23 protein-coding genes, 1 tRNA gene and 1 pseudogene are annotated in these 23,055 nt (G+C 60.1%); 12 read left to right on the forward strand and 13 right to left on the reverse strand.

Translation table 11 applies throughout. The features are described 5' to 3' along the window. Positions 1–25: 25 nt before the first annotated feature. A complete protein-coding gene (locus tag GH975_RS08790; RefSeq protein ID WP_153714161.1) occupies positions 26–709 on the forward strand; it encodes a pirin family protein in 684 nt (227 codons plus the stop codon). Here GH975_RS08790 and GH975_RS08795 read toward each other — a convergent pair. From GH975_RS08795 to GH975_RS08820, 6 genes are all read right to left on the reverse strand, one after another. Further along, positions 706–1,014: a hypothetical protein gene (locus tag GH975_RS08795; protein ID WP_153714162.1), complete on the reverse strand. Its 309-nt coding sequence runs from the start codon at positions 1,012–1,014 to the stop codon at positions 706–708. The two genes, GH975_RS08790 and GH975_RS08795, sit on opposite strands and share 4 nt — an antisense overlap. A 208-nt stretch (positions 1,015–1,222) precedes the next feature. Further along, complete coding sequence (locus tag GH975_RS08800) at positions 1,223–2,269, reverse strand: MBL fold metallo-hydrolase (RefSeq protein WP_153714163.1); 1,047 nt, start codon at positions 2,267–2,269, stop codon at positions 1,223–1,225. Continuing rightward, positions 2,269–2,886, reverse strand: a complete 618-nt coding sequence (locus GH975_RS08805) for a YitT family protein (protein WP_153714164.1) — start codon at positions 2,884–2,886, stop codon at positions 2,269–2,271. Before GH975_RS08805 ends, GH975_RS08800 begins: the two co-directional genes overlap by 1 nt. A gap of 32 nt (positions 2,887–2,918) precedes the next feature. Further along, entirely contained in the window at positions 2,919–3,047 is a 129-nt protein-coding gene (locus GH975_RS12250) for a hypothetical protein (RefSeq protein WP_170272602.1), read from the reverse strand. Positions 3,048–3,143: 96 nt separating this feature from the next. Beyond that, positions 3,144–4,070, reverse strand: coding sequence for a 5-oxoprolinase subunit C family protein (locus tag GH975_RS08815; protein WP_153714166.1), 927 nt, complete (start codon positions 4,068–4,070; stop codon positions 3,144–3,146). After that, positions 4,054–4,737 carry a 5-oxoprolinase subunit B family protein gene (locus GH975_RS08820; RefSeq protein ID WP_246164790.1) on the reverse strand — a complete coding sequence of 228 codons (684 nt, stop codon included), beginning with the start codon at positions 4,735–4,737 and terminating at the stop codon, positions 4,054–4,056. Before GH975_RS08820 ends, GH975_RS08815 begins: the two co-directional genes overlap by 17 nt. A gap of 266 nt (positions 4,738–5,003) precedes the next feature. Here GH975_RS08820 and GH975_RS08825 point away from each other — a divergent pair, with 266 nt between their 5' ends. Further along, positions 5,004–5,819, forward strand: a complete 816-nt coding sequence (locus GH975_RS08825) for a metallophosphoesterase (RefSeq protein WP_153714168.1) — start codon at positions 5,004–5,006, stop codon at positions 5,817–5,819. Between the two features lie 78 nt (positions 5,820–5,897). After that, a complete protein-coding gene (locus GH975_RS08830; RefSeq protein WP_153714169.1) occupies positions 5,898–6,059 on the forward strand; it encodes a hypothetical protein in 162 nt (53 codons plus the stop codon). Between the two features lie 70 nt (positions 6,060–6,129). On the opposite strand, the gene GH975_RS08835 is transcribed toward GH975_RS08830, so the two are convergent. After that, positions 6,130–6,288 (reverse strand): hypothetical protein, encoded by a 159-nt coding sequence (locus GH975_RS08835; RefSeq protein WP_153714170.1) that lies wholly within the window; start codon positions 6,286–6,288, stop codon positions 6,130–6,132. Positions 6,289–6,508: 220 nt separating this feature from the next. Between GH975_RS08835 and rbsD the strand changes: the two genes are divergently transcribed. The 5 genes and pseudogenes from rbsD (at position 6,509) to GH975_RS08855 (ending at position 8,702) form a co-directional block, all read left to right on the forward strand. Next, entirely contained in the window at positions 6,509–6,922 is a 414-nt protein-coding gene (rbsD, locus tag GH975_RS08840) for a D-ribose pyranase (protein ID WP_153714171.1), read from the forward strand. Next, entirely contained in the window at positions 6,923–7,492 is a 570-nt protein-coding gene (locus GH975_RS08845) for a substrate-binding domain-containing protein (RefSeq protein ID WP_153714172.1), read from the forward strand. Between the two features lie 65 nt (positions 7,493–7,557). Continuing rightward, positions 7,558–7,641 (forward strand): annotated as a pseudogene (locus GH975_RS12340) (LacI family DNA-binding transcriptional regulator); the annotation flags it as partial. Between the two features lie 83 nt (positions 7,642–7,724). Next, positions 7,725–7,847 (forward strand): hypothetical protein, encoded by a 123-nt coding sequence (locus tag GH975_RS12255; protein ID WP_272482781.1) that lies wholly within the window; start codon positions 7,725–7,727, stop codon positions 7,845–7,847. Between the two features lie 12 nt (positions 7,848–7,859). Further along, a complete protein-coding gene (locus GH975_RS08855) occupies positions 7,860–8,702 on the forward strand; it encodes a ribokinase (protein WP_153714174.1) in 843 nt (280 codons plus the stop codon). A 7-nt stretch (positions 8,703–8,709) separates the two neighbouring features. Here GH975_RS08855 and GH975_RS08860 read toward each other — a convergent pair whose 3' ends face one another. After that, complete coding sequence (locus GH975_RS08860) at positions 8,710–10,287, reverse strand: hypothetical protein (RefSeq protein WP_153714175.1); 1,578 nt, start codon at positions 10,285–10,287, stop codon at positions 8,710–8,712. Positions 10,288–10,447: 160 nt separating this feature from the next. On the opposite strand from GH975_RS08860, the gene GH975_RS08865 reads away from it, so the two are divergent. Further along, positions 10,448–11,194 carry a sulfite exporter TauE/SafE family protein gene (locus GH975_RS08865; protein WP_153714176.1) on the forward strand — a complete coding sequence of 249 codons (747 nt, stop codon included), beginning with the start codon at positions 10,448–10,450 and terminating at the stop codon, positions 11,192–11,194. 278 nt (positions 11,195–11,472) lie between these two features. Here the strand turns inward: GH975_RS08865 and GH975_RS08870 are convergent. From GH975_RS08870 to alaS, 3 genes are all read right to left on the reverse strand, one after another. Next, positions 11,473–11,562, reverse strand: a tRNA-Ser gene (locus GH975_RS08870). A 122-nt stretch (positions 11,563–11,684) separates the two neighbouring features. After that, positions 11,685–12,905 carry an aspartate kinase gene (locus tag GH975_RS08875; RefSeq protein ID WP_153714177.1) on the reverse strand — a complete coding sequence of 407 codons (1,221 nt, stop codon included), beginning with the start codon at positions 12,903–12,905 and terminating at the stop codon, positions 11,685–11,687. Between the two features lie 21 nt (positions 12,906–12,926). Then, positions 12,927–15,518 (reverse strand): alanine--tRNA ligase, encoded by a 2,592-nt coding sequence (gene alaS / locus GH975_RS08880; protein WP_153714178.1) that lies wholly within the window; start codon positions 15,516–15,518, stop codon positions 12,927–12,929. 129 nt (positions 15,519–15,647) lie between these two features. Here alaS and GH975_RS08885 point away from each other — a divergent pair, with 129 nt between their 5' ends. Continuing rightward, positions 15,648–16,574: an ArsR/SmtB family transcription factor gene (locus GH975_RS08885; RefSeq protein WP_153714179.1), complete on the forward strand. Its 927-nt coding sequence runs from the start codon at positions 15,648–15,650 to the stop codon at positions 16,572–16,574. Here the strand turns inward: GH975_RS08885 and GH975_RS08890 are convergent. Then, positions 16,571–17,368 (reverse strand): hypothetical protein, encoded by a 798-nt coding sequence (locus GH975_RS08890; protein ID WP_153714180.1) that lies wholly within the window; start codon positions 17,366–17,368, stop codon positions 16,571–16,573. The two genes, GH975_RS08885 and GH975_RS08890, sit on opposite strands and share 4 nt — an antisense overlap. A gap of 115 nt (positions 17,369–17,483) precedes the next feature. Between GH975_RS08890 and metH the strand changes: the two genes are divergently transcribed. Next, positions 17,484–21,107, forward strand: coding sequence for a methionine synthase (gene metH, locus GH975_RS08895; RefSeq protein ID WP_153714181.1), 3,624 nt, complete (start codon positions 17,484–17,486; stop codon positions 21,105–21,107). A gap of 4 nt (positions 21,108–21,111) precedes the next feature. Here metH and GH975_RS08900 read toward each other — a convergent pair whose 3' ends face one another. Continuing rightward, positions 21,112–22,224, reverse strand: a complete 1,113-nt coding sequence (locus GH975_RS08900) for a HupE/UreJ family protein (protein ID WP_170272603.1) — start codon at positions 22,222–22,224, stop codon at positions 21,112–21,114. Between the two features lie 90 nt (positions 22,225–22,314). On the opposite strand from GH975_RS08900, the gene GH975_RS08905 reads away from it, so the two are divergent. Beyond that, a complete protein-coding gene (locus GH975_RS08905) occupies positions 22,315–23,049 on the forward strand; it encodes a DUF4198 domain-containing protein (RefSeq protein ID WP_170272604.1) in 735 nt (244 codons plus the stop codon). The last annotated feature ends 6 nt before the right edge of the window (positions 23,050–23,055 follow it).

Below are 23,055 nucleotides of genomic sequence, written 5' to 3' on the forward strand. Positions count from 1 at the left end.
CGCATTGACCAATTAGGAGCTCACCATGTATCTACGCCCAGCGAACGAACGTGGCCATGCCAACCACGGCTGGCTCGACAGCCACCACAGCTTTTCGTTTGCCAACTACCATGATCCCAAACACATGGGCTTTTCCGTGTTGCGCGTTATCAATGACGACCAGGTTCAGCCGAGCATGGGCTTTGGCACCCACGGCCATCAGGACATGGAAATCATCTCGTACGTCATGCAAGGCCGTTTGGCGCACAAAGACAGCGAGGGCAACGTTGAAACAATTCCCGCCGGCGACGTCCAAATCATGAGCGCCGGCACCGGAATACAGCATTCCGAATTCAACGGCTCCGATCAGGAGGCGGTCAAGTTTTTGCAAATTTGGGTGCTGCCGTCGACCGCGGGTGGCGCGCCTCGCTACGAGCAAAAAACGATTGCCCAAACTGACCGAATGACAGCCATCGTGTCACCCAGCGGCGGTGACAGCGCGGTTGCCATCAAGCAAGACATGACGCTGTATCGACTGATGTTAAATGCAGGCGACACACAAACACTGGAGGTTGGCTCGCGCCGCGGCTATCTGCATGTGATTGAAGGGCAGGCTCGCGCCGGCGGCCAGCAGTTCGGTCCCGGCGACGGCGTTGGGCTTGAAAACGCTGAAGCGTTGACGCTGGACGCGGATGAAGCGTTCACCGCGCTGTGGTTTGACCTGCCCTAGTCGGCCAGCGACAACCGATGGACACGGCCATCGTCCGGATCGATGGTCGATTTGATCGCGCCGCGGACTTTCAAACCATCCAAGGCGCGATAAATCGTAGCCCGGGAAAAGTCGCCGAGCAACACATGACTTTCAACCTCCGCAACACTCAGCAACGCCCCTTCATGCTGGGCGTGACCGACAATGGCATAGACCACTTTTTCAGCCAACGGCCAGTCCGACATGCCGCTATTTTGCTCGGCTTGACGCAATGTTTCCCGTAACCGGTACAAACTGGCAATACGGCTGTGCTCTGATTTACCCACGTTTCGCAGCCTCCTACTCGCGGACATGAAATCCACCAACCACAAACAATACCAAAATCAATTTGCGAATCAATTGGGGAGTGACTTCGAATGCGAAACTGCTTTTTATTCTGACAAAACATTGATTTTTCGCCGGAACCCGCGCGCAAAAGAAACTCGAATTGCTACTTAACAGTTACCCGAGTTGCGAGCCGCGGTGGTGCTGAAACTAGGGATTCCAACGCCACTGGGCCCCATGCGGCAGGACCACAAATTCATCCGGGTCGACACCTTTTTCAATCAGCGCCGCGGACAGGTCCTTAACGGGCTGATCGAAGGGTTCATCGGTCAGCTGAAAGGTGCCCCAATGCATGCCGATCGAGAATCGACTGTTGACTGCACGGTGAATATCCACCGCCTCGCTGGGGTTGACGTGCTGTTCCTTCATGAACCAGCGCGGCTCATAGGCACCGATCGGAATCGCGCTTAGGTCAAACGGCCCCAAGCGACGACCGATTTCGGCAAAGTCGTCGGACCAGCCGGTGTCACCGGCAAAGAAAAAGTTAAAGCCATCGGCCTTGAGGGTCCAGCCGCCCCATAGGGTCTGGTTACGATCATCCAGGCCGCGCGCGCTCCAGTGGTGGACCGGCACCATCGACACCGTCGCGCCCTTGACCGCACGCGACTGCCACCAATCCATTTCAACCGCGTTATCGACGCCCTTGGCCGCCATCCAATCGGCTAAGCCCAGTGGCACCAAAAACAGCGGACTGCCTTGCGGGTGCTTGGCAAGCTGGCGCACGGACTGGGTGTCCAAGTGGTCGTAATGGTTGTGCGAGATCACCACCACATCAATACGCGGCAACTCGGGCACCGGCACCGGCGGCGCCACAAAACGTTTGGGGCCGGCAAAACTAAAGGGCGACGCGCGCCCTGAAAAATGCGGGTCGGTCAGCAAATTCAAACTCGGGGTTTGGACCAAAAACGTCGCATGCCCCAGCCAGGTCACCCGGGCGCCGTGCGCCGGCGTCGAAAAGTCCAACGGTGGGTTTGACTGATAGCCCAGTGGGTCCAGGGTCGCGGCGATTCGGGCCTCCGAATAGTAGTCATCCAGCGGCAACTCAGAGCGCGCGCGGCGCCACTTCAGAAAACTGGAAAACGGTTTGTTGGCCTGGCTGCCATCGCTGTTCGCAAACCCATTGTCAGTGTGGTGCGCCGGCCGTTCAGCCAACGCCAGGGTCGACCACAACGCCCCGATTAAAAAACGTAACAACACTAGGTCACCCCGACATAGCGGGCGCGGTTGTGATTGACCGCGACCAGACCGTTCAAAATCAGCGCCGACACCACCGAATACGCCAGTGCCGAGGGTTCCAGCATCAAAAAAGCCACCAACAGCACGACCGAGTCAAAGGCCAACTGGACGTAGCCCGCTTTGATGCCGAAATGGTCCTGTAAAAATGCCGCCAGAATGCCCGAACCACCAAAGCTGGAGCCGTGACGAAACACCGACAACAAGCCCATGCCAACCAACACCCCAGCGACCCAGGTGCCCAACAGCGGATCAAGGCGCGAGAACTGAATCATGCTGGCCGCCCACTCCACACCGACCGACAATAGCGTCACCGTGATCAGCGTACGCAAGGTAAAGGCCCAACCCATCTTGACCCAGGCAAAGGCATAAAAAGGCAGGTTAATGAGTGAGTAACTTAACCCCAAACTTAAACCGGTGCCGTAGTGCACCAGCAATGCCAGGCCTGCGGTGCCGCCAACGGTCAGTCCAAGGTCTCGAAAAATAAGCAGCCCAAGGCCGCACAAGGTGACGCCAATGGCGATGCCAAATAGGTCTTCCCAGACGCGGTGGTCCGTGGGGTTCCGTTTAATAGGTTCCATGGCGGCATAGTCGGCGATTTACACCGTGCTGACTAGGGCTTCGCTCGGTCGTCGCCCGTGTCCAAGTCGAACACCAGCAGGTCCGTGTCTGGGTTGATCAGGGCAGCTAGCAACTGGCGACCCTGTGTCTGGTGCTGCGGATGGTCTTGGTAACGGGCCAATGCCGCCCAATCATCAAAGCGGGCAACGGCGGCACTGGAGTCCGCTCGATTGGGCGAGGAAATCGAGGTCGACTACGGACCCTATTCGCCCTTTAACTAGGGCGCGCGGACGCCGAAAAATTCCGACACCCGGTTCATCCGCGCCTGCATCGCCGCGACCTCGACGCGGGTGAACCCGACCGCGGTGCCGGCCGGCCGCTGGATCAGCGCACCGATGCTTTCGCGGCACACACAACCCAACTTGGCGTAGCCGCCGAGCGACTGGCGGTCGCGCATCAGCACAATCGGGTTGCCATCTGCCGGCACCTGGACCGCACCCAGAGGAATCGGTGACGAGTATTCGATGCCTGGCGGACGCAACACCGGGCCATCCTGAAGCCGTGCGCCCATGCGGTCGACTTGGCGGGACAACTGAAAAGGCTGAGCCGTCAGGGCAGAGCGGTCCGCCGCCGAAAACTGCTCAAACTCAAACCCGGGCATCAAGTTCAGCAGCACGGGTCGACGATAGTCTGGAACAAAGCGTCGCGGCACCGCTTTCTGCGCCACCTGGCGTGGCAGCACTGGCAGCACCTGGTCGCGCTGCAGTGACGTGCCCTGACCGTCCCACCCGCCCAGACCGTCACGCCGGGCAACGGACAAACTGCCCAGGGCAGGCGCGCAATCAAAACCGCCAGCCACCGATAAATAAGCAATTCGCCCAGCCCTAGGCGAGCCCAGCCGCAACAAATCACCCGCTTTAATCGCCAGGCTGACCCAGGGTTCCACCGGTAAGCCGTTTAGGGTGGCGCCGCAATGAGCGCCGGTAAGCGCGATTGTCAGGTTGTCGGTAAAGGTGCAGGCAAACCCGCCACCCACCAATTCTAGCGTCGCCGTAGCGGCGGGGTTATCGAGCAACCAGTTGGCCCAATAAAAGCTCATCAGGTCCGCCGCACCGGCGTTGGAAATGCCAAATCGAGAATAGCCAAAGCGCCCCGCGTCTTGAAGCGAGTGCAACGGGCTGGTGGCCTCAACAATCAGCGACATCAGGCGTCCATGCGTGGTATTCGGCGAGCGAAATGGGATAAAACTGAACGGCCTGTCCGATCTGGAACAGCGAACAAGGCGCGGATTGGTACTGCATCAGCGTCACCGGCGAGCGTCCAATGAGATGCCAGCCACCCGGCGTCTCGGTCGGGTAAATCACGCTCTGGCGTTCAGCAATGGCGACGCTGCCGGCCGGTACATTGGCACGCGGTGTGGCCTTGCGTGGCAACCGCAAGTGCGCCGGCAAGCCGCCGAGGTAGCCAAAACCTGGGGCAAACCCCATTGCCATGACCGTCAGTTCACAACTCGCGTGCGCCGTCACCAGCGCCTGGACTGACAACCCCAAGGCCTCGGCGGCGCTTGCCTGGTCCGGGGCGACATCGGGGTGATAACAGACCGGCACCCGCAACAGCGGGTGCGGCGCCGGCGGCACCGACAACTGGTGCGCCATGCAGGTTTCAAGAGCGGTCAAATCGAACGGCGGCGACAGCGTCACCATAGCCTGACCAAAACCCGAGTAGGCATCCAACACGTCGTCCAGTTGCAGCACCGCATCGACAAACAGACCCGCCCGCGTTGCCGCGGCCGGGTCATCCGGCGCCCCGAATCGAATCGAGACGGTGTCTTCGTTGACCCAGGTAAAGGGTTCCGGGTTACTCGGCGGCATGTCGCTCACAATCACATCAAACTGGCGGGTATGGTTGCAGTCGGCGGCGCCGTTGGCCAGTTGTTTTGATCGTGCTAGCGACTAAACCAATACGCCGCTATCGCGGTCGTCATTGTTCATCTGGGCTCTGCGCCATTGCGTGGATCAACAGCCTAAATAAGGCGTGCTGACGTCGGCAAGCGGCCTGTACTAGCGTCAGTACGCGTGCGCCGACGCAAGTGCTACCGTTGTGACGTGATCGGCCCGCGCCTGAATGGAGTCAACACGTGCCCCCCAGTTTCAAATGGTCCGCCGGCATCGCCGGGGTAATTACGCTTGCCGTTGTTTTTCTGATCGGCTGGCACCCGCCTGAACGCATCCACCGCGTTGACACCACCCTGATCGACCCGAACTACACAGGATCACTGACCCGCGTTGCGGTCATTGGGGATCTGCACTTTAACTCCCAAGACGACGTCGCCGCGGCCGCGTCCTTGTTTGACGCGGTCGCGGCAGCGGCGCCACAGGCGATCTTTTTTGTCGGTGACTACATCGGCCGCCTGCGCGGGTTCGAAATCCCGCACGCCGAGGTGGTCGCGGCGCTGGGTCGGTACCTTGAAATCGCGCCCGTGTACGCGGTGCTTGGGAATCATGAAAACGTCACCGGACCATTTTGGTGGCGCCAAGCCTTCGACGACTCACACGTAGAGCTGGTCGACAATCGGGTAATCGCAAACGACCAATTTTGCGTGCGCGGCTACGGCGACTTTCATACCCAGCAATGGCAGCGCACGCCACTGCCGGCGGGTTGTGCGGGCAAAACCCTGACCATTACCCACGACCCCATGGGGCTGGTGTTTCAAACCGGCGAACTGGAAACGCCGAGTTTCGCCGGCCACACCCATTGTGGGCAACTGCGGCTGCCGCTGATCGGCGCGCTTTACGTGCCGACCGATGCGCCGCGACCCATGCACTGCGGCGCCTATGAACTGGGCAAACCGGGGCTGACGACGGGCGGCATCGGGACCACGGCCATCCCGCTGCGCTGGGGGCCGGGGGCGGCACCGCGGTGGGAGCTGGTAACCCTGGTAAATCAGTCGTGACGGCACGCCAAAATCAAGGCGCCGCGCCATCAATAGCGTTTCGGCTTGGGCCTTGGCGCGAGTCACCGCGGCCAGTTGTTGCTGACTGATGTCCGGCGAATGCTCGGCCAGGGCCAACTGTTGATCATGAATACGATCCAGGCCAATGAAATTACCCAGCGTGGCACCGGCCACGGCGCCGACCGGGCCACCCAGTGCAGTGCCGGCGGCGATATGGGTTTGACGTGTGCTCATGGTTGACGCCTTTTGGGTGTGGCGTCACTAAAGCGCCCCTTCGGCGCTCAGAATTTGAGACAAAACGGGAAGCCCGCTAGCGACTAGACACGTACGCCCCAATCGCCGCCACCGCGACCAGGATCGCCACTAACACTGATGGGCGTAAAAAGGGTTTTTGGCGTTCGCGCTCATCAGCCAATGCCTGTTCGCACTCCAGTGGCAAGGACACAAAGTCACGGTCGTTATTGTTCATCGCGGGTTCTCCGTCGTGGCATGAACCCACAGCCTATGAAAGGCGTGCCGACGTCGGCAAGCGACCTAAGCCATGTTCCATCGGACGTCCATTATTGGCCGGAAAATACCCACGCACCCGTCAAACCGGCACGCCCCCACGACCAATAAAAACCTTTGCGCAAAGGTTTTTATTGCGCCAACTTCGAAATCAGGATCAAAAAGACAAACAAGCAGGGTCCATGAAAAAGACGTTATTACTCAACAGCGCACTGTCCAGAATCGTCGCCGAAGCGGGTCACGGCGACCTCATCTGCGTGGCCGATACTGGCCTGCCGATTCCAGCTGGCCCCGAACGGATTGACCTGAGTGTGTCGCCCAGTTTGCCCAGCACGCTTCAACTCCTCAATGCCCTGTCGAGCGAGTTGTGCGTCGAGTCGATCACCTACGCGCACGAACTGGACCTTGATTCAGGTCAGCAAACGCGGTTGCTGTCCGCGATCAGCCAAGGCTGGTCCCACGCGCTGGCGGCCGATGCCGACACGTTGCCGCACGAGCAGTTCAAACAACTGACGCGGCAATGCAAAGCGATTATCCGAACCGGCGATTTCACGCCCTACTACAACGTTATTTTGCGCTGCGGAGTGCCGTTTTAGATGACTGCGCTGTTGTCGCTGGAGCGCGGCGCGACCTCGGGCACGGTGGCGTCACACGTCGCATCGGACAACGTTCAGGGCGGCCAGATGGCGGATGACCTGATCTTGCAAAAGCTGGGTAAATCCGGCTCGGTCGTTGAACTTGAAGGCGTGCCGGGCACGTCGGCCGCGCGCGACCGTGGCATGGGCTTTAACCAAGCCGTGGACTCAGCATCCGGCGTCAAGGTAGTTGCCCGCCAGGCGGCTGACTTTGACCGCACCAAGGGCCTCAACGTGATGGAAAACATCCGGCAAGCGCAATCCGATGTCCAGGCCGTGTTCGCCCACAACGACGAAATGGCGTTGGGCGCCATCAAAGCCATTCAGGCATCCGGCCGTGACATTTTAGTGGTGGGATTTGACGGCACCGGTGATGCGGTGAAAGCCGTCCAAGACGGCAGCATGCTGGCGACGGTGGCACAACAAGCTGGCATGATCGGTTCGTTAGGGATCGAGACCGCTGACAAAATCATCAAAGGCCAAAGCGTCGCCGACTACACACCGGTACCGCTGCAGCTGATCGCGCAGTAGTCTGTCCCACCCCTTGCGGGTCAGCCCCAGCGGCTGGCTCGCAACATGCTTGGAACACACTATTTATGGCCAGTATCAAAGACGTCGCACGGGTTGCTAATGTATCCGTATCCACCGTGTCACACGTCATCAACAAAACCCGTTTTGTATCCGACGGCACCGCCCAGCGTGTCGCCGCCGCGATCGACCAACTCGATTTCCAGCCCAGCCACGTCGCCAAGGCGGCTTCGACATGGGGCTGCAAGCCGCCAGCATCATCATTAATCACCTTCAAAATGGCGCCGACATTCCCCCGCAACTGAAGCTGGAACCGGAACCGGAACCGGAACTGATCGTGCGCGAATCAACCGCCTGAGGTAATCCAAACATGGCCATTCACAACCTGGGGTCGATCAACATTGATCACCTGTTTACGGTGGCGGCGCTGCCGGCACCCGGCGAGACCGTTATCAGCCAACAACTGCGCACCGAAGCCGGCGGCAAGGGTCTGAATATGAGCATCGCCATGGCGCGCGCCGGCGCCGGCGTTTACCACTACGGCTGCGTTGGCAGTGATGGCCAATGGCTGGTCGATGCGCTGACCCATGAAGGCGTCAACACCGACGCGATTGCCCACGTCAGCGCTCCCACCGGCAGTGCGATCGTGTGCGTTGACGCCAATGGCGAGAATCAAATCATCGTCAACCCTGGGGCCAACCATGCGGTTGATGGGTCGACGCTGAAAACTGGAAAGCCCGGCGATTGGGCGCTCTTTCAAAATGAAACGTCCGGCCAAACCCCGTTCGTGAAAGCGGCGAAAGCCCAGGGCATGACGGTGGCCTATGCCGCCGCGCCCTTTGATTTGGACGTGGCGTTGGCCGTGTTGCCGATGATTGATTGCTTGATTGTGAACCAAATCGAAGCGGCGCAATTGTGCCACGCGACCGCCAAAACCATCGACCAATTAGGCCCGGCCATCGCCGTCGTCACCCAAGGCGGCGCCGGGTCCACCGGCTATGCCCGCACCGGCGCGGTGATTAATTGTCCCGCCTTGCCCGCCCAGGTGGTCGACACCACCGCCGCCGGCGACACCTACACGGGGTACCTATTGAGCGCACTGAGTACGGGGCAATCGTTGGGCGCGGCCATGAAGTTGGCATCGCGCGCCGCCAGCATCGCGGTGTCACGCTCCGGCGCGGCGGCATCGATCCCGTTTGCACGGGAACTTTAGCGATGTGTTAGGGGGTGTTGGGCGCCAGGTGGCCGGGATCGACTAACCCAAGCTGCCCGGCACTGGGCACCCACACCAGGTTGCGATCACCGGCTTCGAGCAAGTACACATCGGTGCCCAGGGCCAAGGGTTCGTCCCAGCGCGCGCCAAATTCAGGCACCACTTCCAAGCTCAAGTCGGGCACTGCCACCTGCAACGCCGGCACCCTACCCTGATAGTAGTCCGTCAGCATCTGCGCGGACGTCACGCCATTTTGCAGCGACCGAATCGCCCAAAACAGTGCCCACTGAGCGTCGGCCGACACGCCGCCTACCCCAAACTCGTAAAACTCCGCCAGTGCGGACTGGGCCGCGCCCACTCCATCGCCCGCCAGCACCTCAAACAACGCCCGAGACATGGCCAAATCGCGCGCCACCGGCTGGCCCAGTGCATAGGCGTACGCCACTTGGTACGCGCTGTCCGAATCGCCATTTCGGGCCTGGGTTTGAAGCGCATCAAAGACCGCTGGGGCCAGCGGCGCCAAATCGGCATCAATAAAAGTAAAATCGTCGGCGGTGGGAATCGGCCACTCGGTGATCAGTTGCTCACGTAGCAACCAATCGTTGCTGGGGTAAAGCATTTCAGCGGGCGAGGTCGCAACAATACTGGCGACAAAATCGTCCGACAGCCGCGGGTAAACCGCCCGGGTCGCCGCAACCTGTTCGTCCACGGTGTCCGTGTTGTTGCTGACTCGGTGAAAGCCAAGCCGCGCGTACGGCCGGATCGTGCGTGCCTGACCGTCCAAAAAAACCAGGGTACAGGCCGAGCTGCACTCCTCAATGACGTGGGTGTCCAGGCCCCGGCGCGCGACCACCTTGGCCATGTGCTCGGCTTCTACGATGCGACCGCCATCGCTGCGTAATACCAGCCGTTTTAAACCCGGGTAGCGCTCGACTTGTTGGCGAAAGGTATAGCCAGTGCCGACCGTAATGTCACCCTCAAAAATCAAGGTGGTGGGGTCGTCCGGATCCGGAAAAATTGACGGGCGCTGGGCCATTTCCAAGAACCCGTCGCGCAGCATTTCTTCCAGTTCGCTGGCCGACTCGATCAGCGCTGGCGTCTGGGAAATTAAGCCAAGCAGCGTCATCACGCGCGCCGCATAGGCCCAAAAGTTGGTTCGACGGGTTCGCCGGTTGATTGCGATTGACCACCCGGCCGAGCGCCACACACCGACCGCCTGCCAGACCGTTAGCCCGCACAGGCTGATGACCGGTGCCAACAGCATCAGCAACTGAATCGTCACCGACCAGGGTTCCATCCAATACAGCTCGGTGATGAACCATGCGAATAGTGAGCTGAGTAGGCCAACACAGATACCAATCAGCCAATACGAAACACCAAGCCCATAGCCACCGCGCCAATGCTTGACGATCAGCGAGGGCGAATGCGGGCGCGCGTCAACCGGGCCTTTTTCCAGCAACTGCGCCAACACCTCCGCCGGCACTGCGGTGCGGCCTAAACTGCGCAACGTGGATTCAAACTCGTCTCGGCGGCCGATCCCGTCGGCCAATTTGGCCAGGGCCTCGATTTCGGATGGCTCATTCATTGCTTGGTTGATCGCTCTGTTAGTCCGCTTCCATGCGCCGGCTAGAGTACCACGCAGAATGACACACAGTGCAGAGTCGGGTGTGCCGCTGTGCCGAGGTCCGATCATTGTAATGTCGTGATCGGGCGACCAAACTAGTCGAATTCAAGAGACCCCCGCCATGCCACTCGACAGCACCACGCTACTCATCGCCAGCATTGCCGCACTGTTCGTCGGCCTGTCAAAAGGTGGACTGCCGACCGTTGCGATGCTGTCGGTGCCGGTGTTGTCGCTGGTGGTTTCCCCCTTAAAGGGTGCCGCGCTGTTGTTGCCGATCTACATCGCGACGGATTGCGTGGGTGTCTGGCTGTACCGCCGTCGATTTTCGACCACCAACTTGAAAATACTGATTCCATCGGGATTTTTTGGCATTGCGATTGGCTATTCGACCGCGCATTGGGTGTCCGACGCGGTGGTGTCGTTGTTGATTGGGGTGATGGGACTGACGTTCGTTGCGTACAACTGGGCCAAACGCAGTCAGGTACCGATGGCGAAACCGGCGAATCGCCGTGCCGGGGTGGGATGGGGAACGGTGATGGGGTTTACCAGCTTCATTTCGCACACCGGCGGGCCGCCCTTTCAAATGTATGTGCTGCCGCAAAAGCTCGACAAACTGACCTTTGCCGGCACTTCGACACTGACGTTTGCCGCCATCAACCTGGCCAAATTACCGCCCTATATGGCGCTTCAACCGTATTCCGCGGATGACCTGTGGCTGGCGGTGTGGCTATTGCCCACGGGGCTGGCGGGAACGTTTTTGGGCGCCTACCTGACCCGGAAAATCAACGAGCAGGTATTTTTTGCCGCGGTTGAAATTGGGCTGGGGTTGGTGTCGTGCAAGCTGATTTATGATGTGTTGAGTGCTTGATTTTGGGGGGATTACAATCCCACTTCTTTTCCGCCATAAAAAAAGCCCCGATGCATGCATCGAGGCCATCTCGAACGCCGACCGCGTCGGGATTACTCGGCCGCATCCTGCGCCCTCGCCCCTTCGGGGCCGCTCCGCCTCGCGCGTTGCGCACGCAGGCTTCGCGTTCAAAATCGCCATCCGGGCGATTTTGTCGAACCCTCTGCTCGGGTTCTAATCCCACTTCTTTTCCGCCATAAAAAAAGCCCCGATGCATGCATCGAGGCTTTTATTGAATATGGCGGAGAAGGAGGGATTCGAACCCTCGATACCTTTTACAGTATGCACCCTTAGCAGGGGTGTGGTTTCAGCCACTCACCCACTTCTCCGTGATTTAACTGGCGCGCAGTATAACCAGTGTTTACGTAACTTGAAACCGCTTTGTTAGCCTTTTACCGCGCCATCGATCACGCGGCAAAACCGGCGGCTAATCACGCGGAAACCAAGCCGCTTAGACCGCGGCCAAATCGAACGCGCTGTGCAATGCGCGCGTCGCCAACTCCAGGTACTTCTCTTCGATCACGACCGAAATCTTGATCTCGGACGTCGAAATCATCTGGATGTTGATGCTCTCGCTCGCCAAGGTCTTGAACATGGTGCTGGCGACACCTGCGTGCGAGCGCATGCCAACCCCGACCACCGACACCTTGCAGATGGCGTTGTCGCCACGCAATTCGCGGGCATTCAACGACACACGCACGGATTCCAGTAACTCCATGGCACGCTCGTAATCGTTTTTGTGCACGGTGAAGGTGAAATCCGTGGTGTTATTTTCACCGACGTTTTGCACGACCATGTCCACTTCGATATTGGCATCACCGACCGGCGCCAAAATCGCCGCGGCCACGCCCGGCACGTCCGGCACACCCAGCAAGGTCACCTTGGCTTCATCTCGGTTAAACGCGATTCCAGAAATAACGGGGCTTTCCATCTGATTGTGGTCCTCTACGGTAATCAATGTGCCGGGGCCGTCTTCAAACGCATGAAGGACCCGCAGCGGAACTTTGTATTTGCCGGCAAACTCGACACTACGAATTTGCAGCACCTTTGAGCCCAATGACGCCAGCTCAAGCATTTCCTCGAAGGTGATGGTTTCCATCCGGCGCGCGCTGTCGACCACGCGCGGATCGGTAGTGTAAACGCCATCAACATCGGTATAGATCTGGCATTCGTCAGCCTTCAACGCCGCCGCAATCGCCACCGCCGTGGTGTCCGAACCACCCCTGCCCAGTGTGCTGATGCGATTGTCATCGGTGATACCCTGAAATCCGGCGACGACGGCGACTTGGCCGGCGTCCAACGCGGTCCGAATCGGGGTTTCATCAATCCGCTTAATGCGTGCTTTGGCATGCGAATGGTCGGTGTGCATGCCCAACTGCCATCCGGTGAAACTGCGCGCATCACAGCCGCGCTCTTTCAGCGCCATGCTCAACAGCGCCATCGTCACCTGCTCGCCGGTACTGACAATAGTGTCGTACTCGGCGGCATCAGGACGCGCCTGCATTTCGTCAGCCAACGCGACCAACCGGTTGGTCTCGCCGCTCATGGCACTGACCACCACGACGATTTGGTGGCCGGCGCTGCGGAACTTTTGGACCTTCTCGGCGATGGCCTTGATCTTGTCGACCGTGCCCACCGAGGTGCCGCCAAACTTCTGAACTATAAGTGCCAAACTTGTTTCCTCTAAATTCTGTTAAGCCTGGGCCTTAACCCACTCGACAACACCCGCCAGCGCCGCATCCAATCCACTCGGATCGGTGCCGCCCGCCATCGCCATGTCCGGACGTCCGCCGCCTTTGCCGCCGACCTGGGCTGCGACCACACCGACCAAATCGCCGGCCTTGTAGGTCGCGCTTTCGGCTTTGGTAACGCCCGCCACCAAACTGACTTTGTCGCCCGACACCGTCGCCAACACCACAATCGCCCGTCCCAGCTTGTTCTTCATCTGGTCTGCGGTTTCACGCAATGTTTTCGGATCAATGTCGTCAATCCGCGCCGCCAACACCTTGATGCCGTTGATCTCAACCGCGTCCGCGGTCAAATCGCCACCGGCGCCGGATGCCAACTTACGCTTCAGCTGGCTGACTTCCTTTTCCAATTCTTTAACGCGCTCGACGGCCTTTTGGACCCGATGTGCGGCATCATCAACCGAACCCTTAACCAAGCCCGCCACGCGCTGCAACTGCTCGCTTTGGCCGCGAACGAAGGCTTCGGCATTGACGCCGCTGACGCCTTCGATCCGGCGCACGCCGGCGCTGATTCCGCCTTCGGACACGATCTTGAATAAGCCAATGTCGCCGGTCCGTTCAACGTGGGTGCCGCCGCACAGCTCGACACTGAATTGACCCATTGACAACAACCGCACGCTTTCACCGTATTTCTCGCCAAACAGCGCCATCGCGCCCTTTTCGACCGCGGTGTCCATGTCGGTAATCAGCGTCTCGACCGCATGGTTGGCGCGAATTTCGGCATTGACCATGCCTTCGATGGTCACCAGCTGCGCGGCACTGACCGCCTCAGGGTGACTGAAGTCAAAGCGCAGGCGATCGGGATCGTTCAACGACCCTTTCTGTTCAACATGGGTGCCCAACACGCGGCGCAACGCTTCGTGCAGCAAGTGCGTGGCCGAGTGGTTCAGCGCAGTCGCCGTGCGGCGCTCGCCCAGCACACTGGCCTTGACCGTCATGCCCGGCGTCAAGGTACCCGCTTCAACCGTGCCGACGTGCAGGAAGTGACGGCCGTTCTTTTTGCAATCCGTGACCCGAACGATCAAACCGTCGTCCGACGTCAAGGTGCCAAAGTCGCCGACCTGGCCGCCACTTTCGGCATAAAATGGGGTTTGGTTCAGCACCACACCGACCGCCGCGCCGACACCGGCCGACGCCACCAAGGCTTGGTCGACTGACACGCCCAACACCTCGGCTTTGGCATCCAGCATGCTGTAGCCCAAAAATTCGGTATCGCCGTCGACGTCCAACACCACGTCCGTGCCGAAACCACCTTTGGCGCGTGACTGTTCGCGCTGGCGTTGCATGCACACCTCGAAGCCGTCCATGTCCAGCGCCAATTCGCGCTCGCGCGCAATGTCGCCGGTCAAATCGACCGGGAAACCGTGGGTGTCATACAAGCGAAAGATCACGTCGCCCGGCAGTGTCGCGCTGTCCAACGCCGCAATGGCGTCATCCAACACTTTCATGCCCGCATCCAAGGTCCGAATGAACTGCTCTTCTTCGCTTTTCAGAATCCGCGTGACCTCGGCTTGTTTGGCCACTAACTCGGGGTAGGCTTCGCCCATCTGGTGGACTAATTCCGCCACCATCTTGTGGAAAAACGTGCCCTGGGCGCCCAACTTATTACCGTGGCGCACCGCGCGTCGAATGATCCGGCGCAGCACGTACCCGCGCCCTTCGTTGCTGGGCAACACCCCATCGACAATCATGAACGAGCACGACCGGATGTGATCCGCCAGCACTTGCAAACTGTGGCTTTCCTGAACGTCGGTGCCGGTCACGTCACGCGCCGACTTCAACAGCGCCTGGAACAAATCAATCTGATAGTTCGAGTGCACGCCCTGCATCACCGCCGCGATACGCTCCAATCCCATGCCAGTGTCGATGCTGGGGTTGGGCAACGGCGTGCGCGAGCCGTCCGGCTTTTGCTCGAACTGCATAAACACTAGGTTCCAGATCTCGATGTAGCGATCCAAGTCCTCGCCATCCGATCCTGGCGGACCACCGGGCACGTCTTCCCCGTGGTCATAGAAAATTTCAGAGCACGGCCCGCACGGACCGGTGTCGCCCATCATCCAAAAGTTGTCTTTGTCGCCCAGGCGGCTGAAACGTTCGGCGCTGACGCCCATCTCTTTCAGCCAAATATCCTCGGCTTCCTGGTCTTCGTGGTGCACCGTGATCCACAGCTTTTCCGCCGGCAACCCCATGCGCACGGTCAAAAACTCCCACGCAAACTTAATCGCGTCGCGTTTGAAGTAGTCGCCAAAGCTAAAATTGCCCAACATTTCGAAAAACGTGTGGTGGCGCGCGGTGTAACCGACGTTTTCCAAATCGTTGTGCTTGCCGCCGGCACGCACGCAGCGCTGGGACGTGGTCGCGCGGTTGTACGCACGCGTTTCCTGACCGGTAAAGGTGTCCTTGAACTGAACCATGCCGGCATTGGTAAACAGCAGCGTCGGGTCGTTACCCGGCACCAACGGGCTGGACTTCACCACCTCGTGGCCGTGCTCGCGGAAATACTCTAGGAAGGCGCTGCGGATGTCGGCGCTGGTCATGGAAAACCTCATTGGATGATTTTGTGCCGCGCGATAGTACCAGCGACCGCCATCCCTTGCACCCGTCCGGCGCTTGCAATAGCCGCCGCCGCGGCTGAACATAACCCTTTGTTTATAATAAGGCGCTGTATGTACCCGGACCTGATCGAACTGGTTGACGCCCTCAAGGCAATCGCCGAACCCACGCGGCTGCGCCTGACGCGGCTGCTGGCGCAGGGCGAACTGACCGTCAGCGAATTGGTCCGAATTTTGGGCCAAAGTCAGCCGCGCGTATCGCGCCACCTGAAACTGTTGTGCGACGCCGGTGTGCTTGAACGCTTTCGCGAACAACACCACGTCTACTATCGCGTGCCACTTAATGGCAGCGGCCACCGCTTGGCCAGCGCCGTAGCACCCTTTATGCCCAGCGACGACAGCGAATTGAACGCCGACGACACGCGCTTGGCCGAGGTCCGCCAGGCGCGCGCCAAACTGTCGCGCGACTACATCGAAGACGACGCCCCCGAGTGGCGCCACCTGCACGATTTGCACGGCGATGAACGCGCCTTTGCCGACGCCGTGGTCGACGACATGACCGGCGAACCGATTGGCGAATTGTTGGACGTGGCGACCGGAACCGGGCGCATGCTGTCGGTATTGGGGCCGCATTGCACACGCGGGACCGGCATCGATTTGTCACGCAAAATGGTCAGCGTGGCGCGCGCCAAACTGACTGAAATGGGGCTGTCGCACTGCACCATTCGTCAAGACGACATGTACCAAATGCGCTTTGCCGACAACAGCTTTGACACCGTCACCATCGATCAGGTGTTGTATCTGGCCGACCAGCCCGAGGCCGTGGTCGCCGAGGCGGCACGCGTATTGGCCCCCGGCGGACGCTTGATGATCGTGGCCTTCACCGACGGCACCGACCGCCCCGGGGTCAAGCTGGGCATTGAGCCGGCCAGTATCGACGCCTGGTGCCGTGCCGCCAAGTTAACGCCGGATCATCACCGCGAGTTGCCCGGCCAAGACGCGGACATCACCTTGTTGGTGGCGCGAAAACCCAGCCTTTAACGACCCAGCGGGCGGGCCAACCCGCGCGCGATTAATTCCGGCGCGGCCAGCCAAAACATGGCGCGCTGCCCGCGCTCAAACCCATAGCCGATGTATTCCGCCGGAAAGCCACCGGCCAACAACACCGCGTCGGCAATACGGCCGATACGCGCCAACTGCTTGGGGTTATCCTGGGCGCTGTCCAGCGCCGCAATACGGTGCACTCCAATCCGGGCATGCGGCGATACCGCGCGCTGGTCGGCGGCGAAAAATGCCAGCGTACAGGCCGACGCACAGATGCGCTGGACCTCGACGGTTAACCCACGCCCCTTAACCAAATCCGCCAACTCAAAGCCCGGCCCGACGATGCCACCCGGCGAATCGATCAGCAACCGCCGGTCCCCCGGCGCCAACAGTGATTTAACACGGGCGACACCGGCCGGCGAAATCGGCCCGACATAGCGCACGCCATCACCGGCACGTGACACGTCCCACGTTTCAAACCCGGCCAACTCTTTAAAGCGCAGCGACGGCCAGGCACCGGGCACGTTAAAGGTCACAAAGTACAGGCCACTGGAACACAGCAGCGCCAGCGTGCCCACCCAGAACGACGCACTGGCGGCGCCATCTGCGCGCCCACGCGCCAGTGCCGACAGGGTCTGAAAGCCAGCCCAACCCCACACCAGCACACCCAGCGCCGCGGCCGAATCCGTCAGCGCCGACGGCTCCAGCGTGCGCAATTCATAGGGCAGCATGACCCAGTAGCCAAACGCCACCGTCCACGCCCACGCCAGTGCCTGTGATGTCCAAAGCATGCCCACGTTCCACCTGAATAATACGAGCGCATTCGAATTCATATAAAGGAATCTTTATATTTACAAAGAATGCCGCTAATCTGCGTCCCTAACTGCCATCGACGGAACGATTTCCATGAGCCTACGCGACCTGATTCAACAACGTCTTGTCTTTTTGGACGGTGCCATGGGCACCATGATCCAAGCACACCAATTCAGCGAAGCCGACTACCGCGGCACACGCTTTAGCGATTGGCCGAGCGACCTTAAAGGCAACAACGACTTGTTGACGCTGACCCAGCCCGATGCCATCCGCGATATCCACCTGGCGTACCTGCGCGCGGGTGCCGACCTGATCGAGACCAACACCTTTAACGCCAACGACCCGTCCATGGCCGACTACGACATGCAAGCGTTGGTCCAGGAACTCAACCTTGAAGGCGCCCGTCTGGCCCGCCAGGCCGCCGACCAAGTCAGTGCTGAAAGCGGCCGCCCCTGTTACGTCGCCGGGGTCTTGGGACCGACCAACAAAACCGCATCGATCAGCCCGGACGTCAACGACCCAGGGTTCCGTGGCATCAGCTTTGACCAGTTGGCCGAGACCTATGCGCTGGCGACCCACGCCCTATTGGACGGCGGCGCAGATGTGATCTTGGTCGAAACTATTTTCGACACCCTAAACTGCCGTGCCGCGTTGTTTGCCATCGACCAGGTCAGCGCCGAACGCGGCCAGCCCATCGACATCATGATTTCCGGCACTATCACCGACGGCTCGGGTCGCACCCTGTCCGGCCAAACGGTCGAGGCCTTCGTCAACTCGATTCGCCATGCCAACCCGATTTCGGTCGGTTTGAACTGTGCCCTGGGCGCGGCCGAACTGCGCCCGTGGTTGCTGGAATTGCACAAGACCTGTGAATTCCCGATCAGCGCCCACCCCAACGCCGGACTCCCCAACCAGTTCGGTGAATACGATCAAAGCGCCTCGGAAATGGTCGACATCGTCAAAGAGTTCACCGACGCCGGTTGGCTCAACATCGTCGGCGGCTGCTGTGGCACCACACCGCGCCATATCCAAGAGCTGCACCGACGCCTCAGCGACGCCACACCGCGCGGGGCGGTGATTCTGGCGCCGGCACTACGATTGTCGGGACTGGAACCCATGACCCAAGGCGCAGGCGATCTGTTTATCAACGTCGGCGAGCGCACCAACGTCACCGGCTCTGCACGCTTTCGCAAGCTGATCCAAGCCGACGACTACGACACCGCCTTGGAAGTTGCGTTACAGCAAGTCGAAAGCGGCGCCCAAATTTTGGACATCAACATGGACGAGGGCATGTTGGATTCCGAGGCCGCCATGGTCCGCTTTTTGAACCTGATTGCCGCCGAACCTGACATCGCACGTATCCCGGTCATGCTGGACTCGTCAAAGTGGCACGTCATCGAAGCCGGCCTGAAATGCGTTCAGGGCAAAGCTGTGGTCAACAGCATCAGCCTTAAAGAAGGCGAAGCGCCCTTCCTTGAACAAGCACGGCTGTTGCGCCGCTATGGCGCCGCCTGTGTGGTCATGGCGTTTGACGAAACCGGCCAGGCCGACACCCGCGCCCGCAAGGTCGAAATTTGCCAACGCGCCTACGATTTGCTGGTCAACACCGTCGGCATGGACCCCAACGACATTATTTTTGACCCCAACATTTTCGCCGTCGCCACCGGCATTGCCGAGCACGACCGCTACGCGCTGGACTTCATCGAAGCGACCGCTGAAATCAAAGCCAGCTGCCCCGGCGCGCGTATTTCAGGCGGTGTCAGCAACGTCTCGTTCAGTTTTCGCGGCAACAACCCCGTGCGCGAAGCCATGCACAGCGTGTTCCTCTACCACGCCATCCAAAACGGCATGGACATGGGCATCGTCAACGCCGGCATGCTGTCGATCTATGACGACCTGGATGACGAGCTGCGCACCTTAGTCGAAGACGTCATTTTGAACCGTCGCGACGACGCCACCGAGCGGCTGGTCGACGCCGCGCCGCGTTTCGCCGGCACCGGCGAAGTCGCCGAAAAAGCCAGTCAAGCCTGGCGCGACCTGCCGGTCAACGAGCGCCTGGCGTATGCGCTGGTCAAGGGCATCGACGCCCACGTGGTCGAGGACGTTGAGCTGGCCCGGGTCGCCGCCGCCGAACAAGGCGAGCGCCCACTGCGAATTATCGAAGGACCGTTGATGACGGGCATGAACCAAGTCGGCGATCTGTTTGGCGCGGGCAAAATGTTCCTGCCTCAAGTCGTCAAATCGGCCCGGGTTATGAAAAAGGCCGTAGCTCATCTAATTCCCTTTATCGAGGCTGAAAAAGGCGACGGCCAGTCACGCAGCGCCGGCAAAATCATCATGGCCACGGTCAAAGGTGACGTTCACGATATCGGCAAAAACATCGTCGGCGTGGTCCTGCAATGCAATAACTTTGAAGTCATTGACCTCGGCGTCATGGTGTCAAGCGACGCCATTTTGACCGCCGCCCGGGAACACAATGCGGATCTGATCGGGTTGTCGGGGTTGATCACGCCGTCGCTGGATGAAATGGTCCATGTCGCCGCCGAAATGCAGCGCCAAGGCTTCGACACGCCGCTGATGATTGGCGGGGCGACCACCAGCCCGGCCCACACCGCAGTCAAAATCGATCCGGCCTACGCCAACACCGTGGTCTACGTCAAAGACGCCAGCCGTGCGGTCGGGGTCGCCCAGCGCCTGTTAAGCGACGGACGCGCGGACTATGCCGCCGAAATCAGCCAAGCCCACGAAAAAAAGCGCAGTGCCCACGCCGGTCGCGACAAGCAGCGCCTGCTCGAATTTGAAGACGCCCAAAGCAACGCCGGCCAGATAGATTTCAGCCGTAAAGTGGCGCCGGCCTGGCACGGCGTCAAAACCGTCGAGCCGTCCCTGGACGAGCTGGAAGCCTTTATCGATTGGATGCCCTTTTTCAACGCCTGGGAGTTCAGCGGCCGTTTCCCAGACCTACTGAACGACCCGGTCAAGGGTGTCGAAGCCAAAAAACTGTACGTCGATGCCCAGGCCATGCTGGCAAAAATGAAGGCCGAACGTTGGTTAACGCCGCGCGGTGTGGTCGGTATTTGGCCGGCACGACGTGACGGTGAGGCGCTGGACATCAATGGCACGCGGGTCGCGTGCTTGCGTCAACAAAAGCAAATGGCCGATGGCATTGCCAACCTGTCGCTGGTCGATTTTGTCGATACCCAAGACGACTGGGTCGGCGGATTTGCGGTCACCGCCGGTCACGGCATTGACCCCTACATCGCCGCCTTCGAAGCGGACCACGACGACTACTCGTCGATCATGCTGAAAGCCCTGGCGGATCGCTTTGCCGAAGCCTTTGCCGAATACCTGCACCACCAGGTGCGAACCGAATTGTGGGGTTATGCGGCTGATGAGGCGCTGACGAACACCGCCCTGATTCGCGAGGAATACCAGGGCATTCGGCCGGCACCGGGCTACCCGAGTTGTCCGGATCACCGCCAAAAAACCGAGCTGTTTGAGCTGTTGAATGCGACCGCGGCGACCGGCATTACCCTGACTGAAAGCCTGGCCATGTGGCCGACCGCATCGGTCAGCGGCTTTTATTTCGCCCACCCCGAATCGCGTTACTTTCAGTTGGGCAAAATCGGCCCGGACCAGGTCGAGCAGTACGCCGCGTTGCGCGACGAGCCGCTGGCCGAATCGGAGCGATGGTTGGCCCCAGTGCTGGGGTACTGAGGCGTTACGCCAGTAGCGTGCGCTCCAGCACCCAATAGGCGCCGACGGCGGCAATCGCCAACGACGCCGGCACCTGAACCGCGGCGCGGTACCAATCTTGACGCGCCGCCCAGGTTCCCAGCAACAGCGCCAGCGGCGCGATCACCAATAACTGGCCGATTTCGACGCCGACGTTGAAACTGATCAAGCTGAGCCCGAAGGCCCCGGCCTGCAAGCCAAATTCCGACAGCACCGAGGCAAAACCCAGTCCGTGCAACAAGCCAAAGGCGAACACCAACATCAGGCGACGGCTGAGCCCGGTTCGGCCACGCCGCAACAGGTTTTCAACACCGATATACACAATCGAGGCGGCGATCAGCGGCTCGACGATGGCCGGGCTGATACGCACGATCGCTAGGCTGGCCAACGCCAAGGTCAGCGTATGGGCGACCGTAAAGACACTGATTTGAGCGATCAGCGCGCCACGCCCCGCGCCAAAGAAATATAGCCCGGCGACGAACAAAATATGATCCAAACCCATGGGAATAATGTGCGCGACACCACTGACGATATAGGTCGACATCACATCCCACGTCGACAACGCAGCCTGGCCTGAACTGACCATGGCGCTCCACTCGCCGGGAGCCAAAAAGGCGTTATAGCCACCGTCGCGCTCGCGCACGACCAACTCGCCGTAGGACGGCGCCCACGCCAAACGCACCGACGACGCCGGCGACGCCGTTAAGGTCACCGTGGTAAAGCGCGGCAACTCCGGATCCGGCTGCGGCTCGACCGCCACGTCCACTAGGCTTAACGTCAGCGGCCCCGCGGGGCTTTGCAAGCGAACCCCAGTCAACCATGCCGGGTCATTGTTTAAACGCTCCGCCAGCGCTGCATCGGTCAACCCACGCAAGTCACCGTAGCGAGCCGCCGCATCCCCCTCCAGCGCGTCGGTGTCATTAATCTGTGTCACATCAACACCGGCCATAATGACTTCGGCGTTGACGCGAAGCGACAATTGCGTCCGTGCGGCGTCCAGCGCCAGCGTCGCAATACCCGGTTGCACGGTGTGCGCGTTCGCACTTACCGCCATCCACAACAAACAGGCTTTACACAGGACTAACAACGCACGGATCATCACGCCACTCATTACACAGTTAATTAAGGCCCACTAGTGTCCACAGCCCGCCACACAATTTCTAGTTTTTTAGCCCTCATCGCCCTGACCGTGACCACAGCCGGCGCCCACGAGTTTTGGATTGAACCGTCGCGCTATCACCTAACCGGCGGCGACTTCAGCGCTCAATTACGGGTCGGCCAATCCTTTGCAGGCGTCGCCATGCCCTATCTGACCCATGAAATCGCGCGTTCCGAAGTTCACCACAACGGCCAGGTCTCGCCCTTGACCGGCCAATACGGCGACATCCCGGCACTGAACACCCAGTTACGCGGTGACGGGCTGCACCTAATCGTCCACCAAACCCAAGACAACCGCGTCCGCTACCGCGACGACGCTACCTTCAACGCCTTTGCCGACGAAAAAGGCTACCCCGGACTATTGGCCCAGCACCGCGCGCGCTACCCCGACGGCCCGATCATCGAACGCTACTATCGCTACGCCAAATCCCTGGTCACGCTCAACCGCGTCGACGGCGACGACACCCGGGTCGGCTTGCCGATCGAGATCGTGTTGACTGAAAATCCCTACCAAAGTCGGCGTATCAGCGGCCGACTGTTTGGCCCCACGGGCCTCCTTGCCAATCACCGAGTGACTCGGTTTAGCAAACCCGGTGACGGCCTTGAACACACCCAAACCGATGCTAACGGACGCTTTGAATTTGCCTGGTCCGGCAGCACCCAGGTGCTGCTGGACGCCGTCATCATTCGGCCGCTGGCGGACAGCGGACCCAACCAACCGCGCTGGGAAAGCCTTTGGGCGTCGCTGACTTTTGGCGAGCAATAAACCCAA

Origin of the sequence: Litorivicinus lipolyticus, from assembly GCF_009650135.1 — a bacterium.
GTDB classification, from domain to species: domain Bacteria; phylum Pseudomonadota; class Gammaproteobacteria; order Pseudomonadales; family Litorivicinaceae; genus Litorivicinus; species Litorivicinus lipolyticus.

Bases quoted from the DNA above. Each gene is read 5' to 3' on its own strand.
- GH975_RS08790 (WP_153714161.1), top strand. From the start codon at position 26: ATGTATCTACGCCCAGCGAACGAACGTGGCCATGCCAACCACGGCTGG.
- GH975_RS08805 (WP_153714164.1), bottom strand. From the start codon at position 2,886: ATGGAACCTATTAAACGGAACCCCACGGACCACCGCGTCTGGGAAGAC.
- GH975_RS08815 (WP_153714166.1), bottom strand. From the start codon at position 4,070: ATGTCGCTGATTGTTGAGGCCACCAGCCCGTTGCACTCGCTTCAAGAC.
- GH975_RS08820 (WP_246164790.1), bottom strand. From the start codon at position 4,737: ATGCCGCCGAGTAACCCGGAACCCTTTACCTGGGTCAACGAAGACACC.
- GH975_RS08835 (WP_153714170.1), bottom strand. From the start codon at position 6,288: ATGAACAATAACGACCGTGACTTTGTGTCCTTGCCACTGGAGTGCGAA.
- rbsD (WP_153714171.1), top strand. From the start codon at position 6,509: ATGAAAAAGACGTTATTACTCAACAGCGCACTGTCCAGAATCGTCGCC.
- GH975_RS08845 (WP_153714172.1), top strand. From the start codon at position 6,923: ATGACTGCGCTGTTGTCGCTGGAGCGCGGCGCGACCTCGGGCACGGTG.
- GH975_RS12255 (WP_272482781.1), top strand. From the start codon at position 7,725: ATGGGGCTGCAAGCCGCCAGCATCATCATTAATCACCTTCAAAATGGC.
- GH975_RS08855 (WP_153714174.1), top strand. From the start codon at position 7,860: ATGGCCATTCACAACCTGGGGTCGATCAACATTGATCACCTGTTTACG.
- GH975_RS08860 (WP_153714175.1), bottom strand. From the start codon at position 10,287: ATGAATGAGCCATCCGAAATCGAGGCCCTGGCCAAATTGGCCGACGGG.
- GH975_RS08865 (WP_153714176.1), top strand. From the start codon at position 10,448: ATGCCACTCGACAGCACCACGCTACTCATCGCCAGCATTGCCGCACTG.
- alaS (WP_153714178.1), bottom strand. From the start codon at position 15,518: ATGACCAGCGCCGACATCCGCAGCGCCTTCCTAGAGTATTTCCGCGAG.
- GH975_RS08885 (WP_153714179.1), top strand. From the start codon at position 15,648: ATGTACCCGGACCTGATCGAACTGGTTGACGCCCTCAAGGCAATCGCC.
- GH975_RS08890 (WP_153714180.1), bottom strand. From the start codon at position 17,368: ATGCTTTGGACATCACAGGCACTGGCGTGGGCGTGGACGGTGGCGTTT.
- metH (WP_153714181.1), top strand. From the start codon at position 17,484: ATGAGCCTACGCGACCTGATTCAACAACGTCTTGTCTTTTTGGACGGT.
- GH975_RS08900 (WP_170272603.1), bottom strand. From the start codon at position 22,224: ATGATCCGTGCGTTGTTAGTCCTGTGTAAAGCCTGTTTGTTGTGGATG.